The 13,947-nt window shown below is 63.5% G+C and carries 16 protein-coding genes; 8 read left to right on the plus strand and 8 right to left on the minus strand.

Features of this window, described 5'->3' with window-relative positions:
* Positions 1-11: 11 nt before the first annotated feature.
* The 4 genes from A2J03_RS07940 to A2J03_RS07955 are packed head-to-tail and all read right to left on the minus strand — an operon-like array spanning position 12 to position 3,612.
* Entirely contained in the window at positions 12-524 is a 513-nt protein-coding gene (locus tag A2J03_RS07940) for a TIGR04338 family metallohydrolase (protein WP_269455182.1), read from the minus strand.
* A 28-nt stretch (positions 525-552) separates the two neighbouring features.
* Positions 553-1,548, minus strand: coding sequence for a hypothetical protein (locus tag A2J03_RS07945; protein ID WP_231912418.1), 996 nt, complete (start codon positions 1,546-1,548; stop codon positions 553-555).
* Entirely contained in the window at positions 1,545-2,870 is a 1,326-nt protein-coding gene (locus A2J03_RS07950) for a sensor histidine kinase (RefSeq protein WP_231912419.1), read from the minus strand. The genes A2J03_RS07945 and A2J03_RS07950 overlap by 4 nt, the downstream gene beginning before the upstream one ends.
* The gene (locus A2J03_RS07955) at positions 2,794-3,612 is read right to left on the minus strand and encodes a DUF2786 domain-containing protein (protein ID WP_068371843.1); all 819 of its coding nucleotides are present in this window, start codon (positions 3,610-3,612) and stop codon (positions 2,794-2,796) included. The genes A2J03_RS07950 and A2J03_RS07955 overlap by 77 nt, the downstream gene beginning before the upstream one ends.
* Before the next feature lie 208 nt (positions 3,613-3,820).
* Between A2J03_RS07955 and A2J03_RS07960 the strand changes: the two genes are divergently transcribed.
* The 4 genes from A2J03_RS07960 to A2J03_RS30950 are packed head-to-tail and all read left to right on the plus strand — an operon-like array spanning position 3,821 to position 7,182.
* A complete protein-coding gene (locus A2J03_RS07960) occupies positions 3,821-5,107 on the plus strand; it encodes an ABC transporter substrate-binding protein (protein WP_068371792.1) in 1,287 nt (428 codons plus the stop codon).
* A gap of 34 nt (positions 5,108-5,141) precedes the next feature.
* The gene (locus tag A2J03_RS07965; RefSeq protein WP_197480664.1) at positions 5,142-6,191 is read left to right on the plus strand and encodes a carbohydrate ABC transporter permease; all 1,050 of its coding nucleotides are present in this window, start codon (positions 5,142-5,144) and stop codon (positions 6,189-6,191) included.
* Entirely contained in the window at positions 6,188-7,009 is an 822-nt protein-coding gene (locus tag A2J03_RS07970) for a carbohydrate ABC transporter permease (protein WP_068371795.1), read from the plus strand. The genes A2J03_RS07965 and A2J03_RS07970 overlap by 4 nt, the downstream gene beginning before the upstream one ends.
* The gene (locus A2J03_RS30950) at positions 7,006-7,182 is read left to right on the plus strand and encodes a hypothetical protein (RefSeq protein ID WP_197480665.1); all 177 of its coding nucleotides are present in this window, start codon (positions 7,006-7,008) and stop codon (positions 7,180-7,182) included. Before A2J03_RS07970 ends, A2J03_RS30950 begins: the two co-directional genes overlap by 4 nt.
* Positions 7,183-7,383: 201 nt before the next feature.
* Here A2J03_RS30950 and A2J03_RS07975 read toward each other — a convergent pair whose 3' ends face one another.
* Entirely contained in the window at positions 7,384-8,052 is a 669-nt protein-coding gene (locus tag A2J03_RS07975) for a TetR/AcrR family transcriptional regulator (RefSeq protein ID WP_068371799.1), read from the minus strand.
* 133 nt (positions 8,053-8,185) lie between these two features.
* Between A2J03_RS07975 and A2J03_RS07980 the strand changes: the two genes are divergently transcribed.
* Genes A2J03_RS07980 through A2J03_RS07990 form a run of 3 tightly spaced genes read left to right on the plus strand, consistent with a single transcriptional unit; the run spans position 8,186 to position 11,014 of the window.
* Positions 8,186-9,094, plus strand: a complete 909-nt coding sequence (locus tag A2J03_RS07980) for an alpha/beta fold hydrolase (RefSeq protein WP_068371802.1) — start codon at positions 8,186-8,188, stop codon at positions 9,092-9,094.
* Positions 9,081-9,959: a metal-dependent hydrolase gene (locus A2J03_RS07985; protein WP_068371805.1), complete on the plus strand. Its 879-nt coding sequence runs from the start codon at positions 9,081-9,083 to the stop codon at positions 9,957-9,959. The genes A2J03_RS07980 and A2J03_RS07985 overlap by 14 nt, the downstream gene beginning before the upstream one ends.
* Positions 9,956-11,014 carry a PDR/VanB family oxidoreductase gene (locus tag A2J03_RS07990; RefSeq protein WP_068371807.1) on the plus strand — a complete coding sequence of 353 codons (1,059 nt, stop codon included), beginning with the start codon at positions 9,956-9,958 and terminating at the stop codon, positions 11,012-11,014. Before A2J03_RS07985 ends, A2J03_RS07990 begins: the two co-directional genes overlap by 4 nt.
* Positions 11,015-11,121: 107 nt before the next feature.
* Here the strand turns inward: A2J03_RS07990 and A2J03_RS07995 are convergent, their stop codons facing one another.
* Both A2J03_RS07995 and A2J03_RS08000 read right to left on the minus strand, forming a co-directional pair.
* On the minus strand, positions 11,122-12,204 hold the full coding sequence (locus A2J03_RS07995; RefSeq protein WP_068371810.1) for an inositol-3-phosphate synthase: 1,083 nt from the start codon (positions 12,202-12,204) through the stop codon (positions 11,122-11,124).
* Positions 12,197-12,778, minus strand: a complete 582-nt coding sequence (locus A2J03_RS08000; RefSeq protein ID WP_068371813.1) for a PadR family transcriptional regulator — start codon at positions 12,776-12,778, stop codon at positions 12,197-12,199. Before A2J03_RS08000 ends, A2J03_RS07995 begins: the two co-directional genes overlap by 8 nt.
* Positions 12,779-12,950: 172 nt before the next feature.
* Between A2J03_RS08000 and A2J03_RS08005 the strand changes: the two genes are divergently transcribed.
* Entirely contained in the window at positions 12,951-13,547 is a 597-nt protein-coding gene (locus A2J03_RS08005; RefSeq protein ID WP_068371816.1) for a hypothetical protein, read from the plus strand.
* A gap of 25 nt (positions 13,548-13,572) precedes the next feature.
* Here the strand turns inward: A2J03_RS08005 and A2J03_RS08010 are convergent.
* A partial coding sequence (locus A2J03_RS08010) for a hypothetical protein (protein WP_231912420.1) occupies positions 13,573-13,947 on the minus strand: 375 nt, incomplete at its 5' end.

The raw sequence follows: 13,947 nt of genomic DNA on the forward strand, positions 1-13,947 counted from the left end.
CATGATGCGCCTCATGCGAATTGGACGCCGGTCTGGTGCATCGTCGCGCGCAGGACGAATCCGGCTTCGTCGCCGATGATCTCGCTGACGAGCGTCACGAACCGGTCGACGAATTGTCCACCATGGGAGGAGAAGTCGGAATCGCCCGGTTCGAGGTGATGGGCGAGTTCGTGTAGTACGACGAGCTCGCGAAGCGCCCATGCCTCGTTACGTCGGTGCAACGGAACCGCGATGGTGCGGGTGTCTCGCTCGTAGTGCGATGCTGTCGGCCCCGACCGCTCACGAACATGTACGACGGTCCCCGCCTCCGGCCAGGTCTGGCGGACCCAGTTCAATGCCAGGACGGAATCGACGTAGCGCTGCACCGAGTCGACAGAGGCGAACTTTCGCTCGATCGGCAACGTCAGTGTCGAGCCGAGAATCTGGACGGTGCGCAGGTCCCGCTCGTCCGCGCGGTCGAACATGGTGCGGACCATGGTTTCCGCCTCGTACACCTTGGACCGCTGTGAATCCCTGTTCTTCACCGGTGCGAGCCTAATACGAGGCTACGACCTACTTGATTCGGTGAGTGTCGAACTCGAACCGTTCCGTGTGGTCGACGCGCGAGACGACGATGGTCGCGAGAACGTTCCGGTCCGGGGGATGAACTCGAACGGTGATCGAGCCCGAGTGTGCCGCATCCAGCTGCTCGACAACTGTGCGGCGGAATTCGACGGCTTGCCCGCTGTTCGCACCGAGGCCGCCGTCGTCGAGGAGCTGTACGGTGACGCCGCGTTCACGCGCAGACCTCGCAGCCGAAACGATGTCGGGTACGTCGAGTGCGCGTGCGCGAATGCTGTCCCGCAGCGTGGCCTCGACCAACAGGGCCTCGCGCGTGCCTGCCTCGTCGAGCTGGGTGGATTCGGCGATGTGTACGAGCACCGGACGCACGAGTGAGTCGAGTCGGCGGAGCTGGCGCTCGCGTTCGTCGCGCGCGGCATCGGCTGCAGCCTTCTCGGTCACCTGCCGAGTGCGTTCGTCGTGCAGCGCGTAGATGGATGCCGCGGCGGGCCGCACGACCCGCGCGAAGAACGTTGCAGTCAGCATCAACCCCGCACACGTCACGAATGTCGAGGCTGCGCCGGCGAAATCGGGTGACGCGTTCCAGTACACGACGAACGCGGCGATCTCACCGGACCAGCCCGGCAGGACACGTCCCCGAACGCAGAGGAATGCGCACAATGCTGCCCCGCTGCCGACGGTGGTCGTCACTTCCTGGGTCTGAGTCGCGCTCGTGTCAGCAACGGTCAAGAGCACTGCTACCTGGGCGGACGGTAGTGCAGCGACCGCGAACGCCCACGTTCTCGGCATCGGGTCCCCGGACACGGCGAGCAGCAGCACTGTGCCGATGGCGAGGAGTGCGACGATGACGAACTCGGCAACACAGCCGCCTTCGGGGCCCAGCATGGCCAGGCCTGCAGCGGCCACGAAGAGACCGGCGACGACGTACGCGCCCTTCGCCTGCATTCCTACAATGGTCGACGCGTCATGGCGAGGAGGTTCGGTCACGGAATCCTCGACCACTCGAGTGCGACGACCGTTCCTTCGCCGAGACGACTGTCGATCTCCGATGTGCCCCCATCCAGGGCGGCCATCCGGCGAACGATGCTGATCTCTATGCCGAGTCGTCCGGTGCCGGTCGATGCCGTGTCGAACCCACACCCGGTGTCCGTCAGCGTGACACGTGCTGAATTCTGCCGAAGATCGACGGCGACGGCCCGCTCGGCGTGGGCTCCGGCGTGTTGGACGCTGTTGCGGAGCGCTTCGGCCATCGCTCCCCCGAGGGCGGACTGCACCGCCATCGGGTACATCGACGCGTTCACGTCGATGTACGACGAGACGCTCACAGCATGATCCGAACGGGTCTCGTCGACGATCGTCGAGAGAGTGTCGACGAGCTGTGCAGCCGTTACTCGGCCGGCCGGATCGGTGTCCTTCGCTGCGAGATCCAGTGCGTCGAGCGCGCTTCGCGCGTCAGCGGGTAGACGCCTATCTGTGTCGGGCCGGGTCGCGGCAAGCAGTGTTGTGAGCACTCGATCGTGAATCAGTGCGTCGAACCATGCCCGTTCGCGTTCCCGAGCCTGCGCCACCGCGGTGTCGACGGCCGCATGCTCGACGAGTTCGGTTGTGGCATCCAGTACGTCGCCGGTGCGTAGGGCCATGATGACGGCTCCCGCCAGCAGTGCGGTTATGCCGAACGCCCAGATTGCTGCATAGCCGATGGCCGACGGCGACGCCTCGGGCCCGAACAATCCCAGTTGATCGATGGCTGCAACCGACGTTGTTGCCACGAATTGAACCGCCAGCGTTACCAGCGGACGCCAAACGAGTGCGGCGCAGAGCCCGGCGAGCCCGGCGAAAGCCGACAACCACGAGCCCCGCACGGCGCCGACGAGCACGTCACCGTTCCAGGCGACCAGCCACAACGCAGCCGCCAGGGGAATGCCCACCGCCGCACACGTGGCCGCGGCAGTAATCCACGACGGCGCAACGATGGTCACGACGAACAGGGCGATACCTGGCACGAACACCGACACCATCGCAATCGGCGTCCACCACCAGGCGAGGATGCGAGTGCCTTCGGCAATTTCGGACACGGAAACCAACAGGAACGCGATGAACCCGGCGCCTACGAATCGTGCAATCACTATTCGAATGCGATTGCCGGGGGTGATCTCGTCGACAGGCGCGCCGCTCGTGGCCCGAGCCGCAGCGTCGCTTTGGTGTCGCATCCCGGACACGCTACCTGCAGGTTCAGCGGCCGAGTTGCCCGCGTGCAGCGCCGATTTCGGGTTCACCGCCAAGCCTGGCGGCTCGTCCGGCGCGGTCACCGGCGGATCTGGCACCTTGCGAGTAACCAGCGTTCGCGCTCTGCCGTCGCCACGTTCCACGGGCTTTCGAGGTGGCCGAATAGTAGTCGCGTAACTCGACCTCCTTGTTGCGCAGCACGAGTGCCGTGCCCGCATCGGGCTTCTCCTCTGCGATGGCCTTCACCTCGGCCTCCTTCTTGACTGCCTGGAGGCGCTTGCCGATGCGCTCCGCGAAGGCCGTCTGGAAGTTCAAACGAGCGGTGACACCCGCGACAGGCACTACTTCTTTCGTCGTCCGACGTCTGGGGCCGTAGCCCTTCGTGACCGTGCGGACGGCTGTTTCTCCGCGGTAGGCGCCCGACTTGATGTACGCGTCCGACGCCCGCACCATTTGGATGAGCAGGCTCGAATACAGCGCCTCACACGTGTCGATGTCGGAGTCGAATCCGTAGGCGAACACCTGGGACGACGAGTGTGCGATGTCGCACTTGACGTCGTTGGCGAAGGCGATCGAGACGAACAGGTGCACGAACGTCTTGAGTCCTCGTTTTCCGGGCTCGCCGATCCTGATCACACGCTGCGCAGGAGTCGCGCGCTTCTCGCGTGACGCACTGTGCGAACGCGCCACCGCAAGATCGATCGATGTGGCCGACGCCAGGCGTTGCGCCGCTTCCATGAACGCCTCGGCTTCATGGGGATTGTCGGTCGACTCGGCCTGGCGTAGTAGCCCACCGATACGGGTCAGCATCTTGTCCGAACTCACGGGACAAACGCTACAACGCGCCACCGACAGCACACGCAGGCGCACGCTGGTGCAGGTGTACCGATTCAGCTTCGCGGAAATGCGCCCGTTCGGATGCATCGTGTGTCAAAGTGCGTATCGACATGTGCGTCGGGGGGAGCACATTCTCCATTTGCTGTGACCCTCCCCACGCACACCACCGTGCACGAAGTAAGTGGAGAGAAAAACAATGGCGTCTTTCATCTCGAAGGCAGTGCTGTCGAAAGCAGCGGTGCTTGCGACAGCGGCAACACTGCTGACGCTCACCGCATGCTCCAGCGACAGCGAATCCAGTGATGCCGCGTCGGAGAACGCCGACGGCCGCGGGCCCATCACGTACGTCGAAGGAAAGGACACCACCGAAACAGGTGTGGTGCGCCAGATCATCGACGAGTGGAACGCTGCGAACCCTGATGAGCAGGTCACGTTCAAGGAACAGTCCAATGACGCCGATCAGGCTCACGACGACCTGGTCCAGCATCTTCAGGCCGAGCAGAGCGACTACGACGTCATGGCTCTCGACGTCATCTGGACCGCAGAGTTCGCGGCAAAGGGCTGGCTGACCCCGCTCGAAGGGGAGTTCGCCCTGGACAACGCGGGCATCCTGCCGGCCACCGTCGAAAGTGCCACCTACAACGGCACCCAGTACGCAGCCCCGAAGAACACCAACGGTGGTCTGCTGTTCTATCGCAGCGACCTGGTCCCGACGGCTCCCACCACCTGGGACGAGCTGACCGCAAGCTGCACGATCGCGGTCGAGAACAACATCGACTGCTACGCCGGACAGTTCGCGTCGTACGAGGGTCTGACGGTCAACACGTCCGAGATCATCAACGCACACGGTGGATCGTTCGTCGCTGAGGACGGCAAGACTCCGACGGTCGACAGCCCTGAAGCACGCGCTGGCCTGCAGGCACTCGTGACGGCATTCGAGACAGGCGTCATCCCGGCTCAGGACACCACGTTCAAGGAGCCCGAGAGCCAGCAGGCATTCGAAGACGGTCAGGCTCTGTACCTGCGCAACTGGCCCTACGTCTACGGCACGGCGTCCAAGGAGGGCTCCGCTGTCGCCGGAAAGTACTCCGTCGCACCGCTTCCCGGCGTCACCGGCGTCGGTACATCCACCCTCGGTGGCTACAACGCAGCCATCAGCGCGTTCTCCGAGAACAAGGCAACGGCAGCGGACTTCCTCCGCTTCCTGCAGGGTGAGCAGGCCCAGCGCATCATCGCCGAAGGCGCACTGCCCCCCGTTCTGACCGCGCTGTACGACGACCCGGCACTGATCGCCGAAATGCCGTACCTGCCCGCACTGAAGGCGTCGATCGAGAACGCGGTACCGCGTCCGGTCACTCCGTTCTACCCGGCCGTGTCGAAGGCCGTGCAGGACAATACCTTCGCCGCGATCAAGGGTGAGAAGTCCGTGGATCAGGCGATCACGGACATGCAGGCCGGCATCGAGTCGGCAGGCTCCAACTAACGAGGCATAGCCTCGACGCGAGCAGGAGAACTTCATGGCTCTACCTACTGGTGACACCAGTGGGGCTGTAGACACGACCGCGGCCGGGGGAATTTCCCCCGGCCGCGGTCGGCATGCACGCACCGAGAAGAAGAAGCGGTTCGGATTGAGTTCCGGCCGCGCGTGGTTGCTCATCGCACCGACGCTCGTGATTCTGGCGATCGTCATCGTCTACCCCGTGATCCGGGCCCTGGTCATGTCGTTCCAGAAGGACGCGGGACTGGACCCGGCGACGGGGATGTTCGTCAAAGGTGGCAGCGCCGGATTCTCCAACTACACGCATTGGATTCTTCAGCAGTGCACGTCGGCATCGGGGACACTCGTCCCCTGCCCGCCGGGAACACTCGGCTCTCAGTTCTGGGGAGCCGTCGGCAATACCGCGTTCTTCACCGTCGTCACGGTGTCGATCGAGGTCGTGATCGGTTTCGCAATGGCAGTCATCATGGGCAAGACGTTCGCCGGTCGCGCGTTGCTGCGTGCCGCGATCCTGATCCCATGGGCCATCCCGACGGCGGTGACGGCCAAGCTCTGGTACTTCATCTTCGCGTACGACGGAATCGCCAACAAGCTTCTCGGAACGAACATCCTCTGGACAGGCGACGCCTGGCCCGCGCGATTCGCTGTCATCATTGCCGACGTGTGGAAGACGACGCCCTTCATGGCATTGCTCATTCTCGCTGGGCTGCAGATGATTCCGTCCGATGTCTACGAGGCTGCGCGAGTCGACGGCGCATCCGCGTGGCAGCGATTCACCAAGATCACCCTTCCGCTGGTCAAGCCGGCGCTCATGGTCGCGATTCTGTTTCGCACGATGGATGCACTGCGCATGTACGACCTTCCCGCGATCCTGACCGAAGGCAACCCGGCGACCAGGACGATCTCGATCCTCGTCGTCGAACAGATACGTCAGGGCTTCAACAGTGCGGCATCGCTGTCGACGATCTCGTTCATCATGATCTTCATCGTGGCGTTCATCCTGGTGAAGTTCCTTGGAGCCAATGCGGTTGCCACGCAGGAGAATCAACGTAAGGGAACGGCCTCGTGAAAGCGGCAAGGATATACGTCGGTGTCGTGATCATCCTGGTCTGGGGACTCGCTCCGTTCTACTGGATGGCCGTGACCGCATTCCGCGATCCGAGGTACACGTTCGACACCACACCCTGGCCGACGCATGTAACCCTCGAGAACTTCTCCAACGCGCTGTCGACGAGCAACGGCAACAACTTCATTCGCGCGGTGATCAACAGTCTGATCATCGGCGGTGCGACGACGTTGATCGCCCTCGTCGTCGGAATATTCTGCGCATACGCTTTGTCGCGGATCGACTTTCGCTTCAAGTACATGGTGGTCGGGGTCGTGCTCGGGGCGTCGATGTTCCCGGTCGTGGCACTCGTGACACCGCTGTTCCAGTTCTTCACCAACATCGGCTGGATCGGCAGCTACCAGGCGATGATCATTCCGAACATCTCGTTCGTTCTCCCCCTGACCATCTACACACTCGCAGCATTCTTCGCGGAACTGCCTTGGGAGCTCGAAGAGGCCGCTCGGATCGACGGGGCCGGACGCTTCCAAGCGTTCCGCTTGGTGATGTTGCCGCTCGCTGCGCCTGCGCTGTTCACCACCGCCATTCTCGCGTTCATCGCTGCGGTCAACGAGTACTTGCTGGCAAGCCAATTGTCCAGCGACAAGACAGAACCCGTGACGGTGGCCATCGCGCGGTTCTCCGGCAACGACCCACACGTGGTTCCGTATGCGGCCATCATGGCGGCGGGAACGATCGTCGCGATCCCCCTGGTGATCATGGTGCTGATCTTCCAGCGCCGAATCATCTCTGGTCTCACCTCGGGTGGCGTGAAGTCATGACCGCTCAGGACCACCTGCAATTGCTCGCGGGGATCCTGGGCTTCTTCGCGCTGATGGCCTTCATCGCCGCGGTCGCCGGGATCGTCGGGGGCGAGCCCCAGGTGTGGCCGTCCCTCGTTCTCCTCGGCTTGCTCGTGGCGCTCGGATTCGTGGTGCGGAGAATTCGCGCCTGAGTGTGTGTGCGCTGGAAGGTGCGCGTTCGCGCCCGAAGGTGACCGAATGAGCCGTTCGCTGCGGTTCGGAGCTCGGCGCGCAGGTTGCAGCGAGCGCGCGGGTTGCAACGGGTGCCTGGGCTGGAAGGTGCGCGTTCGCGCCCGAAGGTGACCGAATGAGCCGTTCGGTCACTACCCGGGGTAGGCCGAGCGAGCCGAAACTCAACCCTTGAGCCGCGCGAGCGCCACGAAGATCGGTTCGTCACCGTCGAGGTCGATCTCCTTGCGCCGCAGGAACGCGTCGAGCAGCCCCCAGACGAGGGCGGAGAGCTGGTCGACGAATTCGGCGGCCTCCAGTTCCTGATCGTCCAACCACAGGTCGGTCGCCGCCAACACCGCACCCACGGCAGCCCGGCACGCGTAGTCGATCCCGGTAGTGTCCGCATCGACCGACTTCAGGATCGTCTCCGCGACCGTCGAGAACCGGGTCGCGATGTCCCGGCCGATGTCGAGCGGGGGCGCCGCCGCGGAGTCCTCGGGTGTGGTCCGCGACTGCGCGAGGAACCGGAAGACGTTCGGGTGGCGTCCGACGACCTCGGCGTATCCCGTGATGGCATGACGCAGCGCTGACACCGGTGCATCGAGGAGGAAATTGAAGTCCGAGACCGCGAGTGTGTACACCTCGTCCGCCATCCGCTGAGCTACCGCGCTGTAGAGATCGGCCTTGTCGGCGAACTGACGGTACAGCCGGGGCTTGGTTGCTCCGGCCTCTCGCGCGATGTCGTTCATGCTCGGGTTCGGCCCGCCACTGTCGATAACTCGGTAGGCCGCATCGACGAATTCGTCCCGGGCTCTGCTTCTGCGCGCTTCCGGGTCGCGTGACGTCGGCATCCGCTCAGTCTAGGCGTTGTCCCAGGTAGTGGTGCGCGACTATTGACAGCCTGGCGGGAATTGGGGAGAGTTCACCTACGCCGTACCGACGGTAACGTTTATCGTACTAGCGGTACAACATGCAGGAGCATCGATGACGATTTTCACAGAGCGAGCCCGAGCGCGGACGGTGAACGCCGACCGGGCAGAGCTGTCGGTGCACGAGCACGGAAACCCTGACGGGCCGGTGCTCGTGCTCGTACACGGCTGGCCGGACACGCATCATCTATGGGACGGGGTGGTGCCGCACTTCGCCGAGAAGTTCCGCGTCGTCACGTACGACACCCGCGGTCACGGAGCCTCGACAGGCGACGGATCCGTTGCCGAGATGAAGCTCGCACAGCTCGCCGAGGACTTCATGGCCGTCGTCGACGCCGTGGCAGGCTCGACGCCGGTCCACGTCCTGGCCCACGATTGGGGTTCGGTCCAGGTCTGGGAGGCGATCTGCGAGCCGGGGTCCGATACCAGGATCGCGTCGTTCACCTCGATCTCCGGTCCGAGTCTCGACCACATGGGATTCTGGCTGCAGAATCCGAAGTTCACACCGAAAGGCCTGTGGCAGCTGCTGACTCAGCTCATCTCCGGCGCCTACACGTTGTTCTTCATGGCCGGCCCGCTGCCTCGGGTGTTCTTTCGGGTGTTCGGGCGAAGGTGGATCTGGTCGACTTCGCTGCGCATCGTCGAACGTGTGGACAAACGGAATGTCAACCTCTCGCCGACGTTCCGACGCGACATGGTCAGTGGACTGCGGATCTACCGCGCGAACGTTCTGCAAAAAGTGCTGAGGCCTCAGGAGCGCTACACCCATGTTCCGGTGCACCTGCTCGTCACCAGGCGTGATCCGGCGATCCGGCCTGCGTCGTTCGACGGTATCGAGCGATGGGTGACCCGGGTGAGCCGGACCGATGTGCGCTCGGGGCATTGGCTTCCGTTGAAAGACCCTGCCTTGGTCGCGCGAGAGACCTGTGCATTCGTGGAGAGGATCGAACATGAACGAGCATGACCCCGGTGAAGTATCCCTGCAGGCCCGCAATGTCTCCTTCGACTGGTCGCAGACACCGCTGCACTGGATGCCCGAGGAGCCTATTGCCTCGCACACCGTCAGTGCGCTGAATCTGCTTCTGCCCGAGGGAGAGCGGTGGTTCTGTGCCACGTACGCCGAGGCTCTACCGCTGATCGCCGATGCGAAGCTCCGTGAGGACGTGCTGGGATTCATCGGTCAGGAATCGATGCATGCCGAGACGCACAACGTCGTTCTGCACGACTACCTCGACGCGCACGATATCGACCCACGGCCGTTTGCAGCGCATGCGGAATATCTGATGCGAAAGGTGCTCGGCCCGCGACCTGCCTTGTCCGCCAGGGCCCAGAAGCAGCAGTTGGTCGAGCGAATCGCGCTGATCGGTGCGATCGAACACATGACTGCCTTCCTCGGAGACTATGCGCTCAACTCCCGGTGGGACGAGTTCGGCGGCGACGCCGTCATGATCGATCTCTTTCGCTGGCACGGGGCCGAAGAGGTCGAGCACCGAAACGTCGCGCACGACGTGGCGATGTACTTCGGCGTCGGCTACTTTCGTCGCAACATTTCGATGCTCTTCGCGTTCCTCGCGTTCCTCGTGTTGATGCTTCGGGGCACTCGGTTCATCGTTCGGCAGGACCCGGCGTTGAAGGACCGCGGATACATCGCTCTGTGGTGGGCCTGGATGTCTGCGATGCGCCGCGGTTCGCTTCCTTCTCTGGCTCGGATGACGAAAGGCGTTGCGCGATACTTGAAACCGTCGTACTCCCCCGAGAACGAAGGCAGCACAGCTCAAGCCGTGGCCTATCTCGCCACGTCACCGGCAGCCAGGGCGGCTCTGACGTGAATCTCGCGTTGCCGATTCCGGACGCGGTGCCGCCGGACCTCTACGGCCGTCGCGGGCGGGATCCGCTTCTGCGCGTGCTCGAGCGACTGATGAACGCGCACATGCATTCTCTCCGATTCCTGCACCGAAGCGACGTAGTCGGTGAGCGACGTGATCGACGCCGGCAGGTGGTGGTGGCCCATAGAGCTGTCGAGGCCCACGACGACAACGTCGTCAGCTTCACGCTCGCATCGCCCGACGGTAGCGAACTCCCTGCATGGCGGGCGGGTGCCCACATCGACGTGGAGATGCCGTCGGGCAGGGTTCGCCAGTACTCCTTGTGCGGCGACCCGGCCGACGGTAAGCGCTATCGAATTGCGGTGCGTCGCATACCGGGTGGCGACGGCGGATCGATGGAGATGCACGACGACGTCGGTGTCGGGAGCCGACTGATCATTCGCGGTCCACGCAACGCGTTTGCGTTCGCAGTTCCAGGTCACGGGTCCACTGCCGAGCATCTGCATTTCGTCGCGGGCGGTATCGGAATCACTCCGATCCTGCCGATGATGCGACTTGCGCACCGACTCGGACTGGATTGGTCGATGGTGTACACCGGCCGGAGCCGGAACTCGTTGCCGTTTCTCGACGAGATCGACGACTACGGCGACAGGGTGACGATCAGGACGGACGACGTCGACGGAATTCCCTCGGCAGACATACTTTTGACGGGATCACGCACCACATCCGCTGTCTACGCGTGCGGGCCGATGCCAATGATCGCTGTTCTGAACCGGGGTGTGAACCCGGGTTCGGAGTTTCACTTCGAACGGTTCTCGGCGCCGCCGATCGTGAACGGCGCGGAGTTCGAGGTGGAGCTTGCGCGGACCGGGCAGCGAGTCACGGTGCCAGCGGACAAGTCTGTCCTGGACGCCGTCAAACCGTTCCGTCCGGATATTGCGTATTCCTGCAGGCAGGGATTCTGTGGGACGTGTCGTGTACCGGCCGTCGGACGCCCGGAGGGCATGCTGATCTGCACCGATCGCTCGGCCGGTGAGCGGGTCGTTCTCGACCTGTGATTCATCCCGCCCAAGGCGGAGGCGCTCCGCACCAGTGGCGCGGTTAAGTGCATTGCTGTGCACTCAACCGCGCCACTGGCGGCGGAGCCGCCTTGAAACCGCTGGACCTACGCGTCGATGATGAACGCCTCGAGCTGCGTGCGCGCGACGTCGTCGGCGAGCTGCTTCGGCGGGCTCTTCATCAGGTATGCGGAAGCCGGGATGACCGGTCCGCCGATGCCGCGGTCGAGAGCGATCTTGGCCGCACGCACAGCGTCGATGATGACGCCTGCGGAGTTGGGCGAGTCCCAGACCTCGAGCTTGTACTCGAGGCTCAGTGGCACGTCACCGAAGGCGCGGCCTTCGAGGCGCACGTAGGCCCACTTGCGGTCGTCGAGCCAGCCGACGTGGTCGGACGGTCCGATGTGAACGTCCTTGGCGTTGAACTCCTTCTGGAGGTTCGACGTCACGGCCTGGGTCTTGGAGATCTTCTTCGACTCGAGGCGCGTGCGCTCGAGCATGTTGAGGAAGTCCATGTTGCCACCGACATTGAGCTGCATGGTGCGGTCGAGCTGAACACCGCGATCTTCGAACAGCTTCGCCATGACGCGGTGTGTGATGGTGGCACCGACCTGGCTCTTGATGTCGTCGCCGACGATGGGAACGCCTGCGTCGGTGAACTTCTTGGCCCAGACGGGGTCGCTGGCGATGAAGACGGGCAGCGCGTTGACGAAGGCGACGCCTGCGTCGATCGATGCCTGTGCGTAGAACTTGTCGGCCTCTTCGGATCCGACGGGCAGGTACGACACGAGCACGTCGACCTTGGCGTCACGCAGTGCCTGAGCGACATCGACCGCTTCGCCGTCGGCCTCGGTGATGGTCTCGCGGTAGTACTTTCCGAGTCCGTCGAGGGTCGGTCCGCGCAGTACCTGGACGTCCTTCGGAGCAACGTCGGCGATCTTGATGGTGTTGTTCTCGCTCGAGAAGATCGCGTCGGACAGGTCGAATCCGACCTTCTTGGCGTCGACGTCGAATGCGGCGACGAACTCGACGTCGCGGACGTGGTACTTGCCGAACTTGACGTGCATGAGGCCGGGGACAGTGGTGTTCTCGTCCGCGTCCTTGTAGTACTCCACGCCCTGTACCAGGGACGAGGCGCAGTTGCCTACACCCACAATGGCCACGCGGATGGCGTTGCTGTTCTCACCCATGGTCGGGTTCTCCTTCTGGTTTCGTTCTATGTGTCGACTTGGGGGTGGCGGTCGGGCCCGCCTGCTCGGCTGCGATGACTTCGTTGAGCCAGCGCACCTCTCTGTCACTCGACTCGAGTCCGAGCTCGTGAAGCTGACGGGTGTAGCGGTCGAGCGTCCCGCTTGCTCGATCCACGGCTTCGCGGAGCCCTTCGCGGCGCTCCTCGACCTGACGTCGCCGGCCTTCGAGAATGCGCATCCTGGCTTCCGCCGGGGTGCGACTGAAGAAGGCGAGGTGTACGCCGAATCCGTCGTCTGTGTAGTTCTGCGGTCCTGTGTCGGCTACGAGTTCGGCAAATCGCTTCTTGCCTTCCGGAGTGAGCTCGTAGACGCGCCGTGCTCGACGCTTCACAAGAGTGTCCGGACCGGCGTCCTCGGCAATCAGCCCGTCCGCCTGTAGGCGACGTAGAGCTGGGTACAGCGAGCCGTAGGAAAACGCTCTGAATGCTCCGAGCAGGCCGGTCAGGCGCTTCCGAAGCTCGTAACCGTGCATCGGAGCTTCGAGTAGCAGGCCGAGAATTGCTAGTTCGAGCACGACTACCCCCTTCTCCGATCACTGGACCGCGTTCTGCGATGCGCTCTGCGAGCATATACGCAAATTATATCGACTCGATATATGTACATACATAGCGGCAAGTGAGGTTGTAAGGACAAAGCCGCAACCCGGCCACGGCGGAACAACGAGCTCGACGATCACCCGATACTTCTTGCCGCTGACCATCGAGCCCACGATCGACCGATGGGCACGACGCATACACGCAGTCGACGACGGTTGCTGGATCACCTCCGAGCACGACATCCACCGCTGCATTCTCGCCCCAGACGGTGAACTGAGTGTCGACAGATACACCACCGAGGGCGGCGGAACCAGCGCAGTCCACGAGGGACGGCTGTACCTCCTGGGCTCGACGCGGTCGCACATGATGGATGACCGGAGGCATGGCCTCGTGCGCACCTACCCGGATGCGCAGCGATTGCGCATGTTGGACGAAGTCGACCGACGCATTGTGCCCGTGGACGGCCCGGCAGATGTCGCTGCAACGCGCGCAGATCGAGCGACGGGAGCCGACGGCACCCAGTGGTGCGTCGACGGCACGCACACACTACGGCGCATCGGCCCCGACGGCGTGACGTCGACGATCGACCTCTCGGGTTCAACTTCAACGGGTCCAACTGCAACGGGCCTAACTGAAGTGGGCACTGTTCGATGGACGACACCGGATGCGTTCACCGACCCCGCCAACGCGGACGTGGTTGCCCGGATCACCGTGGACGTCTCGCGCTTTCGTCGGAAAGCAGAGTGAATGCTTCGACGAGGCGTCCGGCAGATCAAGGTGATTCAGGATGGGCCATTCGGACTGACGGGTGATCGAGGTCGTCGTTGTCGAACACCAGGCTCGCACGCTCGGCTGGCCTCACTTCGTCGAGATACATCTGTGACGCCGCGTGGTAGCGAACCTTGAATGCGTTGTCTGCCTGCTCGTTTCCGCCGAGCGCCTCCGCGTCGCGAGCTACCCCGCGTCGTCTGGCGACGTCGAGCGAAGTGTGAACGAAGATGGTTGTGTCCCACAGGTCGGCGATCTCGGGCTTCTGGAGGAACGTACCGTCGACGATGAGGACCGCGGATTGCTGCAGTTGGACGGTAGGCTCGTCGACGGGAGTGTCGGAGGCCAAGTCGATTACGGCTCTCGTGTAGCGGTGGTC

The organism is Rhodococcus sp. EPR-157 (genome assembly GCF_001647195.1).
Lineage (GTDB): Bacteria > Actinomycetota > Actinomycetes > Mycobacteriales > Mycobacteriaceae > Rhodococcoides.